Raw genomic sequence first — 19,796 nt, forward strand, 5'->3', positions numbered from 1 at the left:
GTTAACTACGCCATGTTAATACCCGTTTTTGAAACTCCCGAATCGGCAATTCGCCATGACTTGCCGACGGGCCAAACTCAAAATAAGGACTAGCGAGTGACTTTTGTAAGTGCTCGCAAACATAGATATCTTCTTTCATGAAATCACCGCTACCTAAAGCGTGTGTTTCATCATAGCTTTGGTATTTGCCTTTCACTTTTCGTTGCCAGTAACTATACGAGGAACTTGCTTGCTTAAGGTATTCCATCATTGAACAATCTTTTACTTTGCTACGAATCACCACTTTAGTTTTGTTAACCGCTAACGGAATAATCTGAAATACCGACCAACTCGATTCAGTTTCAGCCAAACCTATACATGGAAATAACATAGGTACCCAAGCGCCTAGTCTCATATCATCTTTATCCATTAGCATCGGATAAGGTGAATTTTTAGCAATATCAGTGTGATAGTCTTTAGTTAAAGGCTCCCAAAAGTAAAAATGCTCGCCAGCAAAACCAAACTCAGCTTGGTGATGGTCATACATGGCTAACGTGCCAGCATGAAGCTGTGCGAGGTGATAATGATCGATATAGTTTTCTACCACTAGCTTCCAGTTGGCATGGATAGTTTCTTCAATGACATAATCCTTGGCTTCAATCAGCTGCTCCACTTCGTATGGCGCAAGGTGTTGATTCATCGGCGCAAAAAATTCAGCTAAAGCAATTGCCTTAGGATCTGGGTGTACCCAGATCATTCCTCGCCATATTCCTGCTTGCGCCTGCTTTAACGACAAGCATTTTTTATCTATACCTTCAAAGTCTTGCTTTTGCTTAGGCATCGACTTTAGTTCGCCCGTTTGGCTGTAGGTCCAATCATGATAAGGGCAAGAAATGGTGCGCTTTAACTTACCTTTACCTTCAACTAACTGCATTCCTCTATGACGACAAATATTGTGCAGCGCGTTTAATTCACCTTGTTCATTGCGATAAACCAAAAGATTGTTATTACCAGCTTGCACAGTTAAATACTCATTAGGCTGGCTTAAATCTTCAGCCAAGCCGCAAAAGTGCCACGTATTCGAGAACAACTTTTGCTGCTCTAAGGCAAATGTTTGCTCATCGGTATAATCTTGTGCAGACAGTAGATTTTGATTCATGATCTCGCTCCCTTTTCCTAGACAAATGAATAGTTAAGCAAATGGCCAATGAGGGTAGATAAAGCAAGAAGCAGCAACTATTCCCCAAACCAACATCGTTAGCCAATACATACCGGGTTGCTCTGCTCGACTGTAAGGTTGCCAAATATAGGCAACCCCTCTTACCAAATCGACCAACAACCAAAGCACCAGAGCAAAACCTAACCAATAGCTATAAGGTAAATCCATCAACATATTCAGTCTCCTCTACTTTCCAGCCTCTTTTACAAAGATTGATCGGCATTTAAAATACCATCTAAATTATTGTCTAGCGCAGCTTGCCAGCCTTTGCCAGGTACTGTACAAGTTAAGGTTAGGCTATTTTGTTCAGATATCGCCAAGGTAATCAGTTCATCTGAAGATAAAAGTGCCTCAGACGCTTTATCACTGCGATATTTTTGCTGCGCTACATCAAAAAAGAAGCCTCGTTTCTCATTGTCAATCACACCTAGCGCAATTAAATCGCATTCAGTCACTTCTCCGCCTAATAGCTTAGAAACAAACGGTGTTTGGGCCCGCTGCTCAAGTAATTGCACTCTTACCTCTACCTGATCTACGGATTGGCTATTCAGCGTAACTTGTTGGCCAACAATTGGTGCCAAGTCATTGTCAAACTCCATCATATAATCCACTAAGCCTTGGCGAGTTTCTTCATCTGGAATACCAATTTCACCATCGTTAAAGTGACAGCCATAGCGTTCGTCAGCACCTTCTGGACAACCAATTTCACCGTTATCAAATACGCCGCCTTTTAGAAAGTTAAGTAGTTGATCGGTAGCGCCATCATGTAGGAAGCCAAAGCCACGGATCTGATCGCCTTGATGTTCCTTAGTATGCGAAGGAAGGAAGCCTTCTCTATCAGGTAGACCGAACATACCGACGCGGGTATACAAGTTTCTAAGTTGCGGCACTTTTAAGATTTGAATTTCACCACCATGAGCAATTTCACCGCGACTACCATAAAAGCCTTTGGCATGATCCACACCATGACATCCCTGACAATTTACGCCATCAACGCTATCGCCGTTAAGCGATGTATCTTCTGCGGCGCCATCTGCACGACGTTCACCATGGAAGAACTGCTCACCAAGCTGAGCGGAAGCAGAAAGCGAATTATCTAAGCCACGAACTGGGTTAGGTGGCAGAGCAACTTTCAACATAAAGTCGGCAAACTTATCGATATCCTGTTCAAGCGCAACAACTTGTGCAGATTTATCATTTGCATCGACCGTTGCAGGTAATTCAATATCTAAGCCGAGTAGGCCTTCGAATGCGACGATGAAGTTTTTGAAAGACTTACGCTCATCTAGCGTTTGTGCAACATCGTCACCAAAGTATCCAACTGAACGGTCGCCTCGCCAATGCATATGCCCATGATGCTGCATACCACGTAGGGTTTGGGTGCCCATCGGCCCTTTCATCGAAGCAAAGCTGCGCTTATTACCATTACCGTTGATAATTTCTAGTAACTGACAGCTTGCCTCATCAGGACCCACTAATAAACAGCCTAATTCAGACAAATTCTCGGTTGGGAAAGGTTGCGGATTTGCACCATTGCTGGCATCTGGATTGCCTAAGTTCCAACTTAAATGATCGGTATCGCCAAAAATGTGGCAGCTTGCACATGACGACTCGCCATTTGAAGAAGAGCGATTAGCATCATAAAGCATCGCGCGACCTGCCATATAGTCTTCTGGTTCGGTTGTCGCCATCGCAATTCGTTGCGTTTCTTGTTTACTCGCTAAATCAACACGTACAAGGCTATTATCAAAGCGGGTAAACACATAAAGTGACTGTTTTTCCTCGTTAAGTAATAACCCAGCTGGCCCGCCGATAATCGACAAATAATCGCTGCTCAGTTGCAACGGGTCGAATTCTTCTCCTTCACCGTCCCAATAATTATCATTTGTAAGCTGAGAGGTAGGTATAACGGCCACTTTGTTGGAACCAATAATGGCACTGTATAGCCATTGTCCATCATTGCTTACCGCTAATTGCAACGGTGTAGACAAACTGTGTGCTTTAATATCGCCATTACCTTTTAAGTCTTGGTAATTGATGTGGCGATTTAAATGCCTTGCTTTAACTGCGCCTGTTTGCGGGGTGATAACACTAATTTGGCTTTTGGCGATATTACCTTGAACAGTTGAGCCACCGAAATCACCTGGACCTTCAAATCGAGTCGCATTATTTGCGTCGGTATTTGATACGAAAAGCTCGCCCGTTGTCGGGCTAACCGCTAAGTTAAATAATGTAGTGCCAACATGCTGATACGAAGCGATAGTGTTGTGACTGTCAGTGTCTATTGCAAACACATCGTTATCTGGCAAATGAAACCGAATACCGTTAGAAAAGTTACGGCCCTTGGTATCTCGCCATTGACCAGAATCACGATCGTATTTCACTATCATGCTAGTCCACGGTTGATACTCACCATCGGCGTTAACACCTGGAGCCGTTCTACCACCTGGCAAATAGCCATCGGCTAAACCATTTGGCGAGCTTTTACCGTCTAGAACCTGACAAGGATAAGCACCATATTCATCATCTTCATAGCCATAGCACATCACAGCTTCATGCACCGCAGTCGTTTGATTGCCAGAGTTCAATACCGCAGCATATACCGTGTTTTGATCAGGCGATACCACCAGCCCTCTTAGTGTGTCACCAAACATAGAAGTAATTTCTAACGGTTTACCCCCTAAGTTTTCCCCTAACATTTGAGCATCGAATATCCAGATATCTGCCCTACCAATTCCAGCAGTATGTAACTGTGGATCGCCAGCACCTTTCACATTAGCAAGTTTTGGATTATTCCTTTGCTGGCCACGATGCGCAGTTGTAATGAACGCTTTATTTTTCGCAAAAACAATATCTCTTGGCTCATCACCGACAAGTAAGGTACGAATAACTCTAGCCGGCGATTGAGATAGGTCGACAATACTGATTGAATCAGATAAGTGGTTTACTACCCAAGCATGATTTTCATGAACAGCAACCGCTACAGGCTCTAAGCCAACGTCAACCGACTCTATATAGTCAAGTTCGCCAGCTTCATTCATCGCGAATAGCTCAAGCGTATTATTAGACGTATTGGTCACTAGTAAGGTATTACCATCTTTCGTTTGTGCAATTGGTCGAACTGGCGCTGATTCAAAGCCAATAAAATCGGCCTTGGGCTCTGGTGGTGTAACCGTAGTTGGCGGATTAGGTTCTACTACCGGCTGCTCATTTTCACTTTTAGTTGTGCTACTTCCGCACCCTATCAGCGCTAAACCTAATAAATAACAAAAAGCTCTACTCATAATACTCCCTCAACATCTGCATAACGTTTTTAGACAAGCAGAAGTAAATTTTCACATTGACAATTTATACTTTAGATCGACAACCCATTAATTGTCAACATGACAATTTAAAAAGAAATTGCTATAGTTTCAAAAAATGACAACTGAAGGGGTTCATTATGGCTCGGCCAAGTTTGGCACCACAGAGAATTGAAGAAATTCTCGATGCACTAGAAGTGTGTATTCTGAAGCACGGCATTCAGGCAACGTCTCTGGAAAGCATTGCAGAAACAGCCGGAATGAAGCGTACTATTTTACGCCACTATATCGGTAATCGAGACGATATTATTTGTGCGTTAAGTAAACGTTGGCGCGATAAATACAGTGATCAATGGCAGCAAATTGTCGCCTGGCTGCCCGCTACAAATAGAAGTGAAGCTATGATAGATGCTTTATTTACAGTGGGTTCGGCTGACAGAGTGAATGCGACAATTATTGGTGAAGCAATATTTTCCGAAGCCAAACGACTCTCTCCAATTAAAGAGGATCAACAGCACATCATGCTAGAGTTCCATCAACATGTATCTGACGCACTTAAGGTCGATTATCCTGATGCTAGCGACGACAAGGTTAGCCTTGTTAGCCATGGCATTTATGCCAGTTATTTAATGGCTGAATCCTTATTGCCGTTAAAATTTATTGAACAGGTTCACCAATTAAAACTCAGTACCAAATTACTGTGCAGTACACTATCGAATAACTAACCCCTATAAATTTTCATATTGACAATTTATTATCTTTAAAATAAACTACTCCGCAATCAAGTCACCAATTTAATGTGGAGTAGTCATGAAGTTGTTTGGTTCTTTACTTACTACGGGTTTAATTATCGGCTCTGTTTGGAGTATCGCCCTATTGCAAATACCTGAAGCTAATTCAGCGCCAGCGCAATCAGCGCAGGAGAAAGTCACTAAGCCAGTAAAACAAACTATCGATTCAAATGTAAAAATTAGATCGTCTGAGTTTATCGTACAAAAACCAAAAGACAGCAGCACTGAAATCAGCTTGACTAATTTAAATATAACTGGCGTTGGCGAGCGTATAGCTTTAAATAATATCGCCCAGCTTTGGCAAACATTTGACGATAAAACACTATTACATGCTAGGTTGATAAATCAACCAAACAAGGTCTATGTTTATTATCGTAACTTCGGTAAAAATTATCAGTCAGCTGACGTTTCTATCGGTTATTTAGCCAATATGGTTAAACCATCGTCTAAAGCTACCGCGCAGATAGCAGGTAAATACCAACAATTGTTAGCAAAAAATACTTATACAACAGCTGAACTAGCTACCGCTTGGCAAAAAATCGATTACCGACAACGTGTTCATTCAGTGGTAGAAGTTCACTACTTAGACAAAAACAGCCAACCAATATCTGCCGAAGTACTGGTTAAATATCTTTAGGAGCACATGATGGAATTCTTAACATCTACTTTCAGTACTGATGATATTTGGTGGTTAGAAGCCTTTATCGATGATTGGTTTTTAGTGATCGCATTAGCGCTTTTTGTCGTTGAAATGATTCGCTATGCCGTTAAGAAAAAGTTTACACGAAATTTGCTGGGCGATAGTGTCGCTAATTTTATTACGTTAGGGGCATTTATCTTGTTAGTGGCATTAGTCGCTGCGGCTTATGCTGGCGTGTTTTTCTATGTTTATGAAAACTTTCGGTTAGTTGACTTACCATTAACGCCATGGACTATTCTTTGTTGCATTGTATTGGCTGATCTTGCGTATTACTGGGAGCACCGTTTTCTTCATAAAAACGGCTTTGCTTGGGCGACACACACCGTGCATCATAGCTCACCTCATTTCAATATTTCGGTAGCTTACCGCCATGGTCCATTAGACTGGCTATTCCCTTTATTTTTTCATTTACCGTTAGCGGTGCTTGGCTTCAATCCATTTATCATTTTCCTATCTGAAGTGATAGTGCAGGTATATCAAACACTATTACATACTGAAACGGTGAAAAAGCTGCCTCGTCCCATTGAAGCGATTTTTAATACGCCTTCACACCATCGAGTGCACCATGCGACCAACAAGCAATATTTAGATAGAAACTATGCGGGCATTTTTATCATTTGGGATCGCATGTTCGGCACCTTTGCAAAAGAAGAAGAAAAAGTTACTTATGGCATCTACCCACCGGTAAACAGCGTTAACCCAATTAAAATTTTCTTTAGCGGTTATGTGAAATTAGCCAAACAATTGTGGCATGCGCCGAATTGGAGTTATCGCATGAAACTATTGGTTAAGCCGCCTATTTGGGCATGGCAACAAGAAAAAGCAAACAATCGATAGTATTTACCAATCAAAAGAGGAAAGGCTAAGGTCTTTCCTCTTCTATTACGACTAAAGTCTACCCCTAAAAAACTACGATATAGACTTAGGTCTAATTTAATAAATAGTCACTTATCTCTACCTTTAACTCATTAAAGTTAATTTGCTGTACCTAACAGCTGGAGAAATACAATGACTGAATCTAAACAAGCTGACATTTTCTATCCGAGCGAAGAAGTCATTAACCAAGCGAACGTTCCAGAATATGAAGCGCTTTACCAGCATTCTGTCGAAAATCGTGAAGAGTTTTGGGCAGAGCAAGCCGACACTTTAGGCTGGTATAAAAAATGGGATTCGGTGCTAGATGAATCGAACGCTCCATTTTATAAATGGTTCGATGGTGGCGAAATCAATATTGTTCACAACGCTATTGATCGTCACTTAGAAAATGCTAATCGCAACAAAATGGCGATTATCTGGGAAGGTGAAAACGGCCAAGTTCGTAACTTTTCATACAACGGCTTGAACAGAGAAGTCTGCCAATTCGCTAACGTACTAAAAAGTATGGGGGTTGAGAAAGGCGATATCGTTACGATTTACATGCCACAAATCCCTGAACTCGTATTTGCGATGCTTGCTTGTGCAAAAATTGGTGCCATTCACTCAGTGGTTTATGGTGGCTTTAGTACAGAAGCATTGGCTTCTCGTATCGATGACGCACAATCTCGTGTATTAATTACTGCAGATGGTGGCTGGCGCCGCGGTAAGCAAATTGATCTAAAATCAATTGCAAACGACGCCATGATGCGCTCGCCAAGTATCGAAGTATGTATTTGTGTTAAAAACAACGAGCTTGACGTTGAAATGGAGCCAGCACGTGACTTTTGGCTACATGATTTGAAAGCATTGCCAATTGCGAGTAGCAAGTGTGACACTGAACAAACTGATGCAGAAGATCCACTATTCATTCTTTATACGTCAGGAACAACAGGTAAGCCTAAAGGAATGGTACACACGCATGGTGGTTACTCTGTTTATACCTCAACAACCCATCGTATGGCGTTTGATATTAAGCCACAAGACAGATGGTGGTGTGCCGCTGACCCAGGTTGGATTACCGGCCACAGCTATATTGTTTATGGCCCACTAATTAATGGCGCTACCATCATGCTTTATGAAGGTGCTCCAAACTACCCTTACCCTAACCGTTGGTGGCAAATTATTGAGAATTACGGAATTAACATTTTGTACACCTCGCCTACCGCTATTCGTGGCTTAATGCGCTTCGGTGATCGTTGGCCGCAAAAACATGATTTATCAAGCTTACGCTTACTCGGTAGTGTGGGTGAACCAATTAATCCTGAAGCATGGCGTTGGTATCACCATGTCATTGGCCAAGACAAGTGTCCAATTATCGATACTTGGTGGCAAACAGAAACCGGTGGTTTCATGATTTGTCCACTGCCAGTAACACCGTTAAAACCGGGCTCTGCTACTAAACCATTCTTCGGCAATGTTATGACCATAGTTGATGACGACGGTAATGAAGTACCTGCCAATGAAGAAGGCAAATTAATTGTTAACAATCCTTGGCCTGGTATGGCGCGTACCGTATTTAAAGACCCTGAGCGCTACAAAGAGTTGTATTGGTCGCAAGACGATAACGGCAACTGGCGTTACCTAGCTGGCGACAGCGCAAAGAAAGATGAAGATGGCTACATCTGGGTAATTGGTCGCATGGATGAAGTACTTAAAGTAAGTGGTTACCGCTTAGGTACCGCTGAAATCGAAAGTGCTTTAGTAAGTCACCCACAAGTCAGTGAAGCTGCGGCTGTTGGCCTACCACATGAACTTAAAGGTAATGCAATTCACACTTACGTGATTTTGAAACAAGGTGTAGCGCCAAGCAAAGAATTGTCTATGGAACTTCGCGCTCATGTTGGTAATGAAATGGGCAAAATTGCGACACCGGAAGCCGTTGAATTTGTCGATGCGTTGCCGAAAACACGCTCAGGAAAAATTATGCGCCGTGTATTAAAAGCACGTGCATTAGGTCAAGACGAAGGTGACTTAAGTACCTTAGAAGAATAGAAAACCAATACGGGGCATCTTTGATGCCCTACTTTTACAATTACAATCATAAATACAATTATTACAACAAGCGTATTAGCCAGAAGATGCAGTAAGAATAAAAGTCTCGGTGCTAATGAAACGGGAGAGAATGATGAAAACATTTAAGAAAACTTTGTTAGCAACGAGCATGTTGGCTTTTACAGGCCTAGCAAACGCTGCTTACGAAATTAAGTTATCCGAAGAAGATAAAATTACCTTTGGTGGTTTTATCAAGGTCGATTATCGCCATGTTGATGGTAACGTGGGCTACCGCGATTTTTGGATCGGTGGTGGTAGCGTATTAGCTGAAGACAAATCACAGACTAAATTCTTTGCAAACGAGTCTCGCATCAATATGAAGTTTGTTCATGGCGAAGTAACTGGTTTTGTAGAAATGGATTTTTACGGCGGCGGCGGTAACGAGATAATTTCTAACTCTTCTCATCCACGTTTACGCCATGCGTTTATTAAGTACCAAGATTTCACCTTCGGTCAAACTTGGACAACGTTTATGAACACCAGTGCACTAGCCGAAACAGCCGACTTTGCTGGCCCTATGGTAGGTGAAGCATTCGTTCGTAATACAATGGTTCGCTATAAAATGGGCGGCCTTGAAGTAGCATTAGAAAACCCTGAGTCTTGGGGTAATGACGGGATTGATGACTCGCCAGATGCTGACCCAGCAAGTGATGATATGCCAGATATCGTAGCGAAATACACCTTCAAAGGTGACTGGGGTAACGTATCAGTCGCTGGTTTATTCCGCGAGCTAAACTTTAATGATGGCGACTCAGAAACAGCTGTAGGTGTTTCTGTTGCTGGTAAAATTAAAACCATTGGTAAAGATGATTTTCGATTCCAAGTACACGCCGGCAACACAGGTCGTTATGTGGGTGTAACCGCAGCGCCAGATGTCTATAACGGTGAAGCTGAAGAAAGTACCTCATACATGGCTGCTTATCGTCATTACTGGACGGAAGATACACGTAGTTCAGTATTCTACGGCTATATTGAAACGGAAGAGTCAGATCGCGAACGTGTACAATACGGTGTAAATATCTTTAAAAACTATACACCTAAGTTGTCGTTCGGTTTTGAAGTCGGCCAATTTGAAATGAAAGATGCTGATGCAGACTCTGTATACGCACAAGTTTCTGCAAAGTACGTTTTATAAAAAACACGTAAAGCTTACTTAACCTAGAAACTTACAACCTCATTGGGCTCATTTTAACGCTTCGGCGTTTAAATGAACCAATACCCTGTCATAAGTTAGCCTCCCACTCGAGGCACTTTTTGGGGAAGCGCAAGCTTCCCCTTTTTTATTTCTGTATTGGTAAAAATTTAAGGCTGCTTAGTGCCATAAGCATACGGTGGTAACGCCTCAATAAGAGGTTGTTAATTGCTTGCTAAAATAGCGACGCAGGAGCAACAGCCGTGCGTTGTCCTGCTTGATTGACTTGCAATATGCGCATTACATATTGCGTTGATTATACTGTAACTAACTATGATGAAACTTTAATAAATTTTAGAGTCATACGATCTGATTCACCGATTTCTGTGTAAACATCTTTGTCTTTTTCTTTCAGTGCAAGGCTTGGAGGTAATGTCCAAACGCCTTTCTCATAGTTTTTTGTGTCTTTAAGATTTGAGTTCATTTCTGAGCTAGCCACTAATTTAAACCCAAATGATTCAATTACACTGATAAGATCTGATTGTTTCCAACGTCCACGTTTCGAAGAAGCTTCACGATCGCTATTAGAACTTTCATCTTCTCTGTGTTGCACGATGGCCAAAACACCATTGTTTTTTAATATTTGCCAAGATTGCTTGAGTCCATTTTCCAACCTTCCTTGATTTTGCCAGTTATGCATCGTACGTGTAATAAATACAAAATCTAATGACGCCGCCTCTACAGGCAACCCTTCAACGGCTGGCAACCAAGTGCCAATCGCGTTATTTCCGTATAGTTCTTGTTCGTTTTTAATTTTCTCAGGATATGCGGAAAGTTTTTTTGCCCACTCAGGCCATTTACCATAATAAGCTGGATTGTGTTGTAAACCCACATACCTTCCTTTCTCTTTCAATAAGGGTGCAAGTATATGCGTGTACCACCCACCACCAGGTGCGACTTCACCTACAGAAGATGCTTCATTGATTTCAAAGAAACGTAACACTTGTTCAGGGTTACGATATTTGTCTCGTTTGATTTCTTCTGCTGTACGGAAGGAGTTATTGTGAACAGCATGCCAAACAGCATCTTTATCAACTGATTCTGCAAAAACACTTTTTGCATTTGTGATGACAAATAAAAGTGCTAAACCTGCGACAAAATTATATTTACCCATTTTCTATTTCCCTATATTAGCTTGAATGTTAGTTAAATTTACCCGCGCAAATAACGCCCTGTTAAGGGGCTGATTAATGTTTGGCTAAAATGTGAAGCGAAGCGGAATCGAGCAAGCTATTAGCAGTCCCGTTACTGAAATGGCTTGTTATGTTTACATTACTCCCATGGAACCCATGACTTTGGTGCATAGCCTGTAACTGCAACTTTTAAGAATAATAGAAAACAGTATGGGGCTGCTAACATACCAATTATCATTCGAAAATCTAAGTTGCTAAAGCCAAATTCTCCAGTTTCAAATAATGCATTCACTAGACTACTAAATGCAAAAATTCCGCAGATAATAAATACGATTGCTAAAATTCGAACGAATGAATTAACTTTTTCGCCATTCCATGGAGCTTCCATATACCCTTCCTGTAAACATAACGCCCTAATAATGGGCAAAACGTTGTTGGCTAAAATGTTGAGGAACGAAAACCGCCAACTGGTTTTTGTCCTTATTAATTAGCTTGTTATATTTTGTTAAAGCCAGCATCTGGACATTTTGCTTTGGCAGAAAAACCACCGTTAAACCCAAGCTCAGCTTTTTTCCAAGGTGAAAAATACACCTTGTCTTTATATAACCTTAATTCTAAAACTAAAGTAGTTTGACTAGCATTAATTTTTAAGAAAAACTGCTTTGTATCTTTATTTTTAACACTAGGCATATGCTCCCAAAATGTATCTCCCTGGCTAAGGCAATCTATTTGAACATTAGAAAGAGTGCCACTACTTAAAGGAGCTACTTCATAACTATCAAATAACTCTCCAAATTTTTCATACGATAATTCTAAATCGGAGTTTAAAAAATTTGATTTGAATGTTTCTAAATCGTTTTGTGTTGTAAAGCTTTGATTAGCTACTTTGATTACCCAATAGATAATAATAATGGCAATTAACCACAAAGGGATTCTAGTTTTCTTTTTCTGAGCTAATTCGTACTCTTTTGGTGGTAACAAACACTGAACCCTATTTAAAAATATAACGCCCCATTCAGGGGCTGATAATAGCTTGCTAAAATAGTGAAGCGAAGCGGAACCGAGCAAGCTGTTAGCAGTCCCGTTGCTGTAATGGCTTGTTATATACCGTTGTCTCTAATCACAACCGCCACCACTTCCACCACCGTCGCAACCGCCACTATTACTTGGCGGAATATCTACCGCTGTGCCACCACCAGAGTTACTACCTTTAGAGGCTAAACCAAGAAAACCTATGCGATGATGTGAATAAATTGCGCCAATGAATGGAAGTAACCAAGTTAGTAGAAGCAACCCTAGTTTTTCATTACCAAATCTAAAAGGACAACTAATGATAGATATGGAAACAATAAAGGAAACTAAGCAATGAGTTGCTAGAAACCAAATTAATGTGGTCGAAAACTCCATGTCGACTCCTAGGTATATAACGCCCTGTTAAGGGGCGGAAAATGCATGGCTATAATCGTGAGGAACGAACGCCAGCCACGCATTAGACGTCCATGCCTTAAACAGCTTGTTAGGTATATTCTACGAACATTGACGCTTATCAGAACTTTCTTTACAAGTTATATGGCTGAGATCCTTTGCACCATCGGAGATTAAACATAGTCGGCTATTTGCAGACTCAAAAATATATAACATATCATCATCATAAAATGATACTGCTTCGAACGTTAAAGCCTCGGCCTCATTTGTATTAGGTTCAGATATTTTAATGAAGCTAACCTTCTCAGGAAAACCTTTAATTTCCTTAACTGCATCATAAGTGTCCCCTAAACAAATTTTATCTTCATTTGCTTGCACCATAAATGAGGAAAACAGGGACACTATAAAAATAAGCCTGAAATTCAAATTACACTCCTTGTATACCTAACAGCTTATTAGTGAGACCTTGCAAGGTATGCTACCTTGTAAGGTAGGGGATTACCTATGTATAGAAAAACTAATAAAGCTTCAAAAAATTATCGTAAATCATACACTAATCGAAATTCTGATATAGAACAAGAAAGCTTTGTAGAGCCACAAAGTATTCCTGAACTAAGAAGAGTTATCGAAATCACTGATTACGATAGTGGTGAACCAATTACTCATAAACTTGAACTGTATAAAACTGATCGGATCGATTGTTATAAAGTTTTTGTCGACGGAAAACTTTGGAAAAAGCGAATTGGTTGGAGCAACATCTTGGCAGGTATTAGAAAAGCACTCCCTAGATTAGCTAGAGAATGACAGTCCGATCTTCGCTCAAAACCGACCTTTTCATCACATCTCTAGCCTGCTTCTAGCTATTTTGGTACGAACGGCCGTAATACTTTGTAGCCAGATAAATAGCTTGGAACATTGGTAGAAAGAGCAATAAACTAGTATTTATCAAACTCAACATGTGATTCCTAAATACATGAAAGAAAAAGAAGAGCACCAGGCAACAGCTCAAGCTGCGACATCAACCACTAAAACACAAGTTGTTAAAGACACCTTGGTATTTCAGGTGAAACTATTTGGTGATGGGCTTAGGGATGTTTTTCTTAGCCCTGTGTCGATAGTTGCGGCATTAGCAGGATTGATTTTTACCCCTTCGACACCAGACTATTACTTAAGAAAGTTGATGGCATTTGGCCATAAAACCGACCGATGGCTTAATTTATTTGGGACTTACGGCCAGCATTCAAACACCAATAGAACTACGTCAGACACCTACGTTAAGAAAGTAGAGGAGTTATTGATTAAAGGCAACCAAGGGCAAGAGGCAAAAGCGACAACTAAAGAAACCGAAGCGACAGCGGAAATGCAACAAGACACTGCTCAGCACGACGTTAGCAATGAAAAGCCGACTATTTCAAAGCCTTCTACTGAATAAATTAGTGTTAGGATAGCTACCTTAAATAGACATCCGGATCGCGAATCTGCATCAACATACTCGCCTCTTCTTGCGAAACATCGTTAAAACCAAACTGGCGGTACAAGCCATGAGCATCACGCGTGGCCAGCATTATTCTTCGTAAACCTTGTAGCTCAGCATGGTCCATTATGTTAGCAACTAACCACTTACTTAGCCCTTTTCCTCGATATGCCTCGAGTATAAAAACATCGGCTAAATAAGCAAACGTGGCGCTGTCGGTGATCATGCGAGCAAAACCGACTTGCTCGCCATTTTCATTAAGCACGCCAAAACATAGTGAGTTTGCTAACGCTTTTCTAAGCGTTTGTTCGGGCATACCTTTAGCCCAATAACTATGGCTAATAAATTGATGGATTACATGAAAATCCATGTCATTGAGATCAGTGGTTACCGTAAATCCATTCTTCATTTATTATCACTACGCTTTATTTTTTCAATTTAGCAAACGCATCGGCAAAAGCATTCCCCATAGCGGCATTCGCTGGCGATGTATCTTTGCGAGGTTTTTGTCCCTGATTTTTCGGTTTTGATGCTTTATGTTGAGTTGGCTTATTTTTGTTATTGCCAACATGCTTAGCTGCAGGTGCTTTATCATCTAAGCGCATAGTCAGATTAATACGCTTACGAGCAACATCACATTCAAGCACCTTAACGGTTACCACATCGCCAGCTTTAACCACTTCTCGAGGGTCGCTAACAAACTTATTCGTTAGTGCCGAAATATGAACCAAGCCGTCTTGGTGAACACCAATATCAACAAAGGCACCAAAATTAGCAACATTAGACACAACGCCTTCAAGTATCATCCCTTGTTTTAAGTCGTTGATTGATTCAACACCCTCTTTAAAACTTGCTGTTTTAAATTCTGGACGCGGATCACGCCCAGGCTTTTTAAGCTCGGCGATAATGTCATCGAAAGTAAGTTGTCCCACTGACAAGGTTTGATAATCACTAAATTGCGTATTTGACAGTACTGACTCATTGGCAATTAAGTTATCCACCTCAACATTGAGCTGCTTAATCATAGCTTCAATAACGGGGTAACTTTCTGGGTGAACACCGGTATTATCTAACTTGTTGTTGCCTGAACGAATTCTTAAAAATCCTGCTGCTTGTTCAAAAGCTTTGGGACCAAGACGAGCTACTTTCAATAACTCTTTTCGCTCAGTAAAAACGCCATGTTGATCGCGGTAATTGACAATATTTTGCGCCATTGTTTTAGATAAGCCAGCAACTCGCGCCAGTAATGATGCAGAGGCACTATTTAGGTCGACACCAACGGCATTTACACAATCCTCAATCACATCATCGAGCGATGCGGTTAATAGACTTTGGCTAACATCGTGTTGATATTGGCCAACACCAATCGCTTTAGGGTCTATTTTCACAAGTTCCGCGAGCGGGTCTTGCAAACGGCGAGCAATTGATACCGCTCCACGAATTGAAACATCTAAATCAGGGAATTCGGCCGCTGCCAATTCAGAGGCCGAATAAACCGAAGCACCTGCTTCACTGACCACAATTTTACTTGGCTTTTTCTCTTCAAACTGTGCAATGACTTCTGCAACTAATTTATCGGTTTCTCGCGAACCTGTACCGTTTCCTATGGCGATAAGCTCAACTTTGTGCTGACGCGCTAAGTTGACTAGCGTACGCATCGATTTATCCCAGTTTTTCTGTGGTTCATGTGGGAATATAGTTGCGGTATGTAGCAATTTACCCGTTCCATCGACTACCGCAACTTTACAACCGGTACGCAGTCCAGGGTCAATACCCATGGTCACTTTTGCTCCAGCTGGAGCTGCCATTAATAAATCTTTTAAGTTGTTCGCAAACACTTTAATTGACGCAAGCTCAGCTTTATCACGTAATACGCCAAAGCACTCAGTTTCAAAATGGCCCAATAGCTTTTGTTTCCACGCTTGCTGGACAACGCTAGCGATAAATTTAGCTCCGGTTTGTTGAGATATACGCAATCGGTAATGCTGTTGAATAATATCGTGTGCTGAGCAATAGCTTTTGCTATCAGAATTTGGATCAACATCAATACTTAAACGTAAGAAGCCTTCGTTTCGGCCACGTAACATAGCAAGCATTCTATGAGCTGGTACAGATTTAAGCGCCTCATGATGGCTAAAGTAATCTTTGTACTTTCCGGCTTCATTTTGCTTGGCTTTAACCACTTTGCTCGATAAATGCGCCTGCTTTTTTAAGTGGCTACGAATTTTAGCAAGCAAGTCTGCATCTTCAGCAAAACGCTCAGCCAAAATGCTCGTTACGCCATTGAGTACGGCTTCTGCATTTTCAAAACCAGCACCTTGATTGATAAAAGCTTTTGCTTCCAATTCTGGATTAAGCTGTAAGTCGCCAAATAGTTTATCTGCTAAAGGCTCCAACCCTGCTTCGATGGCAATTTGCCCTTTCGTTCGGCGCTTTGGTTTGTATGGTAGATATAAATCTTCTAATCGCGTTTTACTGTCGGCCTGCTCAATCGCTTTTTTCAAAGCATCGGTTAATTTTTTCTGCTGAGCAATATTGGTCAGCACGACTTGTCTTCGCTCTTCCAGTTCTCGCAAGTAACCTAAGCGAGTTGCCAAGGTGCGCAAGTGACCATCATCTAAACCTTGTGTTGCTTCCTTACGGTAGCGAGCAATAAATGGCACGGTAGAGCCATCGTCCAGTAATTGAATAGCCGCTTCTATCTGGGGTGTTTTAACATTTAATTCTTGAGCAATTTGTTGAGCAATTGGGCTCATAGTTAACCTTTGAAATTTTCTAGCAAGATAAAACTTGAGATATACATGGAGGCAAAGTATATACTTTTGCGAAAGATTAGTGACTAGTTAATTTTGTTATCAAATGAAAAAAAGTAACTACATAACGCGTGAAGGCTATGAACGGCTTGATCGTGAATTGAAATATTTGTGGAAAGACGAGCGCCCGAAAGTAACAAAGGCTGTATCGGAAGCGGCAGCTTTAGGCGATCGTAGCGAAAATGCAGAGTATATTTACGGTAAAAAACGCTTAAGAGAAATTGACCGCCGTGTACGCTTTCTCAATAAACGCCTAGAAGACTTACAAATTGTCTATCCGGAAAAACAACAAGAAGGCAAAGCCTATTTTGGTGCTTGGGTAACTGTGATTGATGAAGACGATAACGAGTTTACTTATCGCATTGTCGGCGTTGATGAATGGGATGTAAAAAAAGGTGAAATTAGCATTGATTCACCGGTTGCTCGCGCCCTTATCGGCAAACAAGTTGATGATGAAATAGTGGTCAAAACCCCCGATGGGGAGCGTTATTTAGAGATTATTAAAATTTGGTACAAGTAATCAAAATAAAAAAGCTGAGTATGACGTTGCCATTACTCAGCTTTTTTTAAATGTGCTTAGTGCTTTTTATTTAACGATATCCATTTCATCGACTAAGTGTTTTGCATCATCAACATATTCCATCACCCATAACATATAGCGTGAATCAACATGGATAGTACGTGTTGTTCTTGGGTCAAAATCCCAGTCTGAATTAACACTTTCAAAGGTACCGTCGAATAGCAGACCAATCAGTTCACCTTTACTATTCATGGTAGCCGATCCTGAGTTACCACCAGTAGAGTCTAGATCAGTTAAGAAATTAACTGGCACTGTACCTAAGGTTTTCAGGGCATAGTCGCCATATTTCTTATCTTTGATTAGCTCAAGTTGCTTCTTAGGTGAGTTGAATGGCTCTTCACCGGTATCTTTTTCTACAATACCTTCAACGCGGGTAAACGGTTCATAAATCATACCGTCTTTCGGTGAACCACCAATTACATTACCGTAAGTAACGCGAAGCGTTGAGTTAGCATCAGGGTAGGCTAATAAGCCTAAAGAATCTTGCCATGCAATAATCGCTTTCATGTACTGCGGACGAAGGCTAGCGCGTTTACCAGCATGTACTTTTTCCGTATTTTCAACTTCTTGGCCATGCTTAAATGTTGCCACAGCTAATTGCATAAACGGGTCTTTGCTGGCTTCTAAATCAGCAACTGACGCATCCATTAACGCAATACGCTTATCAACATTATTTAGTTCTGTTTTTTGATAAAACGATGCTAATCGCTTAGCGACTTTATCTTTGTTAAATGCTTTTGCATTTAAGCCAATATGTTTATCAAAGGCTGTTACACGTTGTGACTTATCTTGCTTAGCGTATTTTTCGATAAACATTAACCAAAGTGCTTGTTCAACACCCGCATCAAAACGACGGTCAATACGTTGTAAGCTTTGCTTAATACGATCAAAATCACGTTCTTGATAACCAGATTCGCGCTCTGCATCAGGCTTTTGTTTTTCAATAGCTAAACGGTAAAGACGCTTTGCAGCACTCAACATTTGTGAACGTGTGGCGTTGTCATATAAGAACGATGCCTTATTAAACTTGCTGATTTCAGTTTCTAATTCATCTAGCGCTGAAATAGCTTTACGGTAATGCTGACGTTCTTTGTTGTCGCCAATCCAAGTTAATAGCTCGGCTTCTCGTTGTGCACGTCGCTCTACTAAACCTACACGTTTAGCCCCTTTTAACTGGCCTTTGGTGTTCTTCATAAAATTATTTAGACCAGCAAGCAATGATTCATATTTTACGCGAGCGTCACTACCTTCTGGCGCTACACGCTCAATCGTGCCAATCCACTGTTCAATTAACGATACCCATTGTGGGTATGACCAACCAAAAACATGCTCTACTGTCACTAAACGTTGATAACGCTGTGTTCTTCCAGGATAACCAGCAGCCATTACGAAATCACCGTCATCTAAACCAGCAGCAGACACTTTTAACGTGTGCTCAGGCTTAAATGGTACGTTATCTTTTGAAAAATCTGCTGGCTTGCCATCTTTACCTACATAGGCACGGTAGAAAGCAAAGTCGCCAGTATGACGTGGCCACATCCAGTTATCGATATCACCGCCATATTTACCAACAGAGTCTGCTGGTGAATAAGCAATACGAACATCTTTAATTTCAAGTTGCTTGATAAGTTTATATTCTAAACCTTGATGGAATGATGGTACTGAACAGCGATGCCCTTCGTCTTTCTCACATTCGGCTATGATGCGCTTTTTGTTGCGATCAATTGCATCGTAACGTTCACGCCCCGTTAATTTACTGCTTAGCGAACCAACCACATCGTTTGTCACATCTTTAAAGTCAACGGTTACATAAATGCGTGAGCCCGGAGCTGCAGGTAGCTCTTCGTCAAACGACTTGGCCACAAAGCCATTTTCCAAATAGTTATTTTCCGCTGTACTATTAAATTGCACAGAACCACGCGCACAGTGATGGTTAGTCACTACTAAGCCTTGCTCTGAAACAAAAGACGCTGAACAGCCGCCTAAAGATACAACCGCGCCCATTGGGAACTTAGTTAATGAAGTTAATGACTCTGGTGGAATTTCTAATCCAGTTGCCACTAAATCTTTCTTAATTAGTGGTAGCTGCTCTGGTGTAAACATACCTTCTTTAGCCACTGTAGCTAGTGAGGCTATTAAAGCTAATGCTGTAATAGGTAACGTAAGTAAGCGTGTTACTTTGTTGGTTTTCCTAGTTATCATTCTTATTTTCCGAGGTAAT

Annotated in this window: 19 protein-coding genes; 8 read left to right on the forward strand and 11 right to left on the reverse strand. The window is 41.1% G+C overall.

Annotation, left to right across the window (positions count from 1 at the left end; translation table 11 throughout):
• Position 1: 1 nt before the first annotated feature.
• Genes HII17_RS16330 through HII17_RS16340 form a run of 3 tightly spaced genes read right to left on the reverse strand, consistent with a single transcriptional unit; the run spans position 2 to position 4,482 of the window.
• Complete coding sequence (locus HII17_RS16330) at positions 2-1,138, reverse strand: aromatic ring-hydroxylating oxygenase subunit alpha (RefSeq protein WP_169076439.1); 1,137 nt, start codon at positions 1,136-1,138, stop codon at positions 2-4.
• A 33-nt stretch (positions 1,139-1,171) separates the two neighbouring features.
• Positions 1,172-1,372, reverse strand: coding sequence for a hypothetical protein (locus HII17_RS16335; RefSeq protein WP_169076440.1), 201 nt, complete (start codon positions 1,370-1,372; stop codon positions 1,172-1,174).
• Between the two features lie 29 nt (positions 1,373-1,401).
• A complete protein-coding gene (locus HII17_RS16340; protein ID WP_211185393.1) occupies positions 1,402-4,482 on the reverse strand; it encodes a YncE family protein in 3,081 nt (1,026 codons plus the stop codon).
• A gap of 158 nt (positions 4,483-4,640) precedes the next feature.
• On the opposite strand from HII17_RS16340, the gene HII17_RS16345 reads away from it, so the two are divergent.
• From HII17_RS16345 to HII17_RS16365, 5 genes are all read left to right on the forward strand, one after another.
• Positions 4,641-5,225 (forward strand): TetR/AcrR family transcriptional regulator, encoded by a 585-nt coding sequence (locus HII17_RS16345; protein ID WP_169076441.1) that lies wholly within the window; start codon positions 4,641-4,643, stop codon positions 5,223-5,225.
• A gap of 85 nt (positions 5,226-5,310) precedes the next feature.
• A complete protein-coding gene (locus tag HII17_RS16350; RefSeq protein WP_169076442.1) occupies positions 5,311-5,928 on the forward strand; it encodes a hypothetical protein in 618 nt (205 codons plus the stop codon).
• A 6-nt stretch (positions 5,929-5,934) separates the two neighbouring features.
• Positions 5,935-6,828, forward strand: coding sequence for a sterol desaturase family protein (locus tag HII17_RS16355; RefSeq protein ID WP_211185394.1), 894 nt, complete (start codon positions 5,935-5,937; stop codon positions 6,826-6,828).
• A 171-nt stretch (positions 6,829-6,999) separates the two neighbouring features.
• Positions 7,000-8,898 carry an acetate--CoA ligase gene (gene acs, locus HII17_RS16360; RefSeq protein ID WP_169076443.1) on the forward strand — a complete coding sequence of 633 codons (1,899 nt, stop codon included), beginning with the start codon at positions 7,000-7,002 and terminating at the stop codon, positions 8,896-8,898.
• A gap of 130 nt (positions 8,899-9,028) precedes the next feature.
• A complete protein-coding gene (locus HII17_RS16365; protein WP_328824561.1) occupies positions 9,029-10,093 on the forward strand; it encodes a DcaP family trimeric outer membrane transporter in 1,065 nt (354 codons plus the stop codon).
• 328 nt (positions 10,094-10,421) lie between these two features.
• On the opposite strand, the gene HII17_RS16370 is transcribed toward HII17_RS16365, so the two are convergent.
• From HII17_RS16370 to HII17_RS16390, 5 genes are all read right to left on the reverse strand, one after another.
• Positions 10,422-11,264, reverse strand: a complete 843-nt coding sequence (locus tag HII17_RS16370; RefSeq protein WP_169076444.1) for a class I SAM-dependent methyltransferase — start codon at positions 11,262-11,264, stop codon at positions 10,422-10,424.
• 158 nt (positions 11,265-11,422) lie between these two features.
• Positions 11,423-11,671: a hypothetical protein gene (locus tag HII17_RS16375; RefSeq protein WP_169076445.1), complete on the reverse strand. Its 249-nt coding sequence runs from the start codon at positions 11,669-11,671 to the stop codon at positions 11,423-11,425.
• A 107-nt stretch (positions 11,672-11,778) separates the two neighbouring features.
• Complete coding sequence (locus HII17_RS16380) at positions 11,779-12,264, reverse strand: hypothetical protein (RefSeq protein WP_169076446.1); 486 nt, start codon at positions 12,262-12,264, stop codon at positions 11,779-11,781.
• A 135-nt stretch (positions 12,265-12,399) separates the two neighbouring features.
• The gene (locus tag HII17_RS16385; protein ID WP_169076447.1) at positions 12,400-12,690 is read right to left on the reverse strand and encodes a hypothetical protein; all 291 of its coding nucleotides are present in this window, start codon (positions 12,688-12,690) and stop codon (positions 12,400-12,402) included.
• Positions 12,691-12,810: 120 nt separating this feature from the next.
• A complete protein-coding gene (locus tag HII17_RS16390) occupies positions 12,811-13,110 on the reverse strand; it encodes a hypothetical protein (protein WP_169076448.1) in 300 nt (99 codons plus the stop codon).
• A gap of 102 nt (positions 13,111-13,212) precedes the next feature.
• Here HII17_RS16390 and HII17_RS16395 point away from each other — a divergent pair, with 102 nt between their 5' ends.
• Together HII17_RS16395 and HII17_RS16400 are read left to right on the forward strand one after the other, a co-directional pair.
• Positions 13,213-13,512, forward strand: coding sequence for a hypothetical protein (locus tag HII17_RS16395; protein ID WP_169076449.1), 300 nt, complete (start codon positions 13,213-13,215; stop codon positions 13,510-13,512).
• A gap of 169 nt (positions 13,513-13,681) precedes the next feature.
• A complete protein-coding gene (locus tag HII17_RS16400; protein ID WP_169076450.1) occupies positions 13,682-14,140 on the forward strand; it encodes a hypothetical protein in 459 nt (152 codons plus the stop codon).
• Positions 14,141-14,156: 16 nt separating this feature from the next.
• On the opposite strand, the gene HII17_RS16405 is transcribed toward HII17_RS16400, so the two are convergent.
• Together HII17_RS16405 and HII17_RS16410 are read right to left on the reverse strand one after the other, a co-directional pair.
• Positions 14,157-14,591: a GNAT family N-acetyltransferase gene (locus HII17_RS16405; RefSeq protein WP_169076451.1), complete on the reverse strand. Its 435-nt coding sequence runs from the start codon at positions 14,589-14,591 to the stop codon at positions 14,157-14,159.
• 16 nt (positions 14,592-14,607) lie between these two features.
• A complete protein-coding gene (locus tag HII17_RS16410; RefSeq protein ID WP_169076452.1) occupies positions 14,608-16,938 on the reverse strand; it encodes a Tex family protein in 2,331 nt (776 codons plus the stop codon).
• 103 nt (positions 16,939-17,041) lie between these two features.
• Between HII17_RS16410 and greB the strand changes: the two genes are divergently transcribed.
• A complete protein-coding gene (gene greB, locus HII17_RS16415; protein WP_169076453.1) occupies positions 17,042-17,515 on the forward strand; it encodes a transcription elongation factor GreB in 474 nt (157 codons plus the stop codon).
• Between the two features lie 66 nt (positions 17,516-17,581).
• Here the strand turns inward: greB and HII17_RS16420 are convergent, their stop codons facing one another.
• Positions 17,582-19,777, reverse strand: a complete 2,196-nt coding sequence (locus tag HII17_RS16420) for a S46 family peptidase (protein ID WP_169076454.1) — start codon at positions 19,775-19,777, stop codon at positions 17,582-17,584.
• Positions 19,778-19,796 lie beyond the last annotated feature (19 nt).

It is taken from the genome of Thalassotalea algicola (assembly GCF_012932965.1).
Lineage (GTDB): Bacteria > Pseudomonadota > Gammaproteobacteria > Enterobacterales > Alteromonadaceae > Thalassotalea_F > Thalassotalea_F algicola.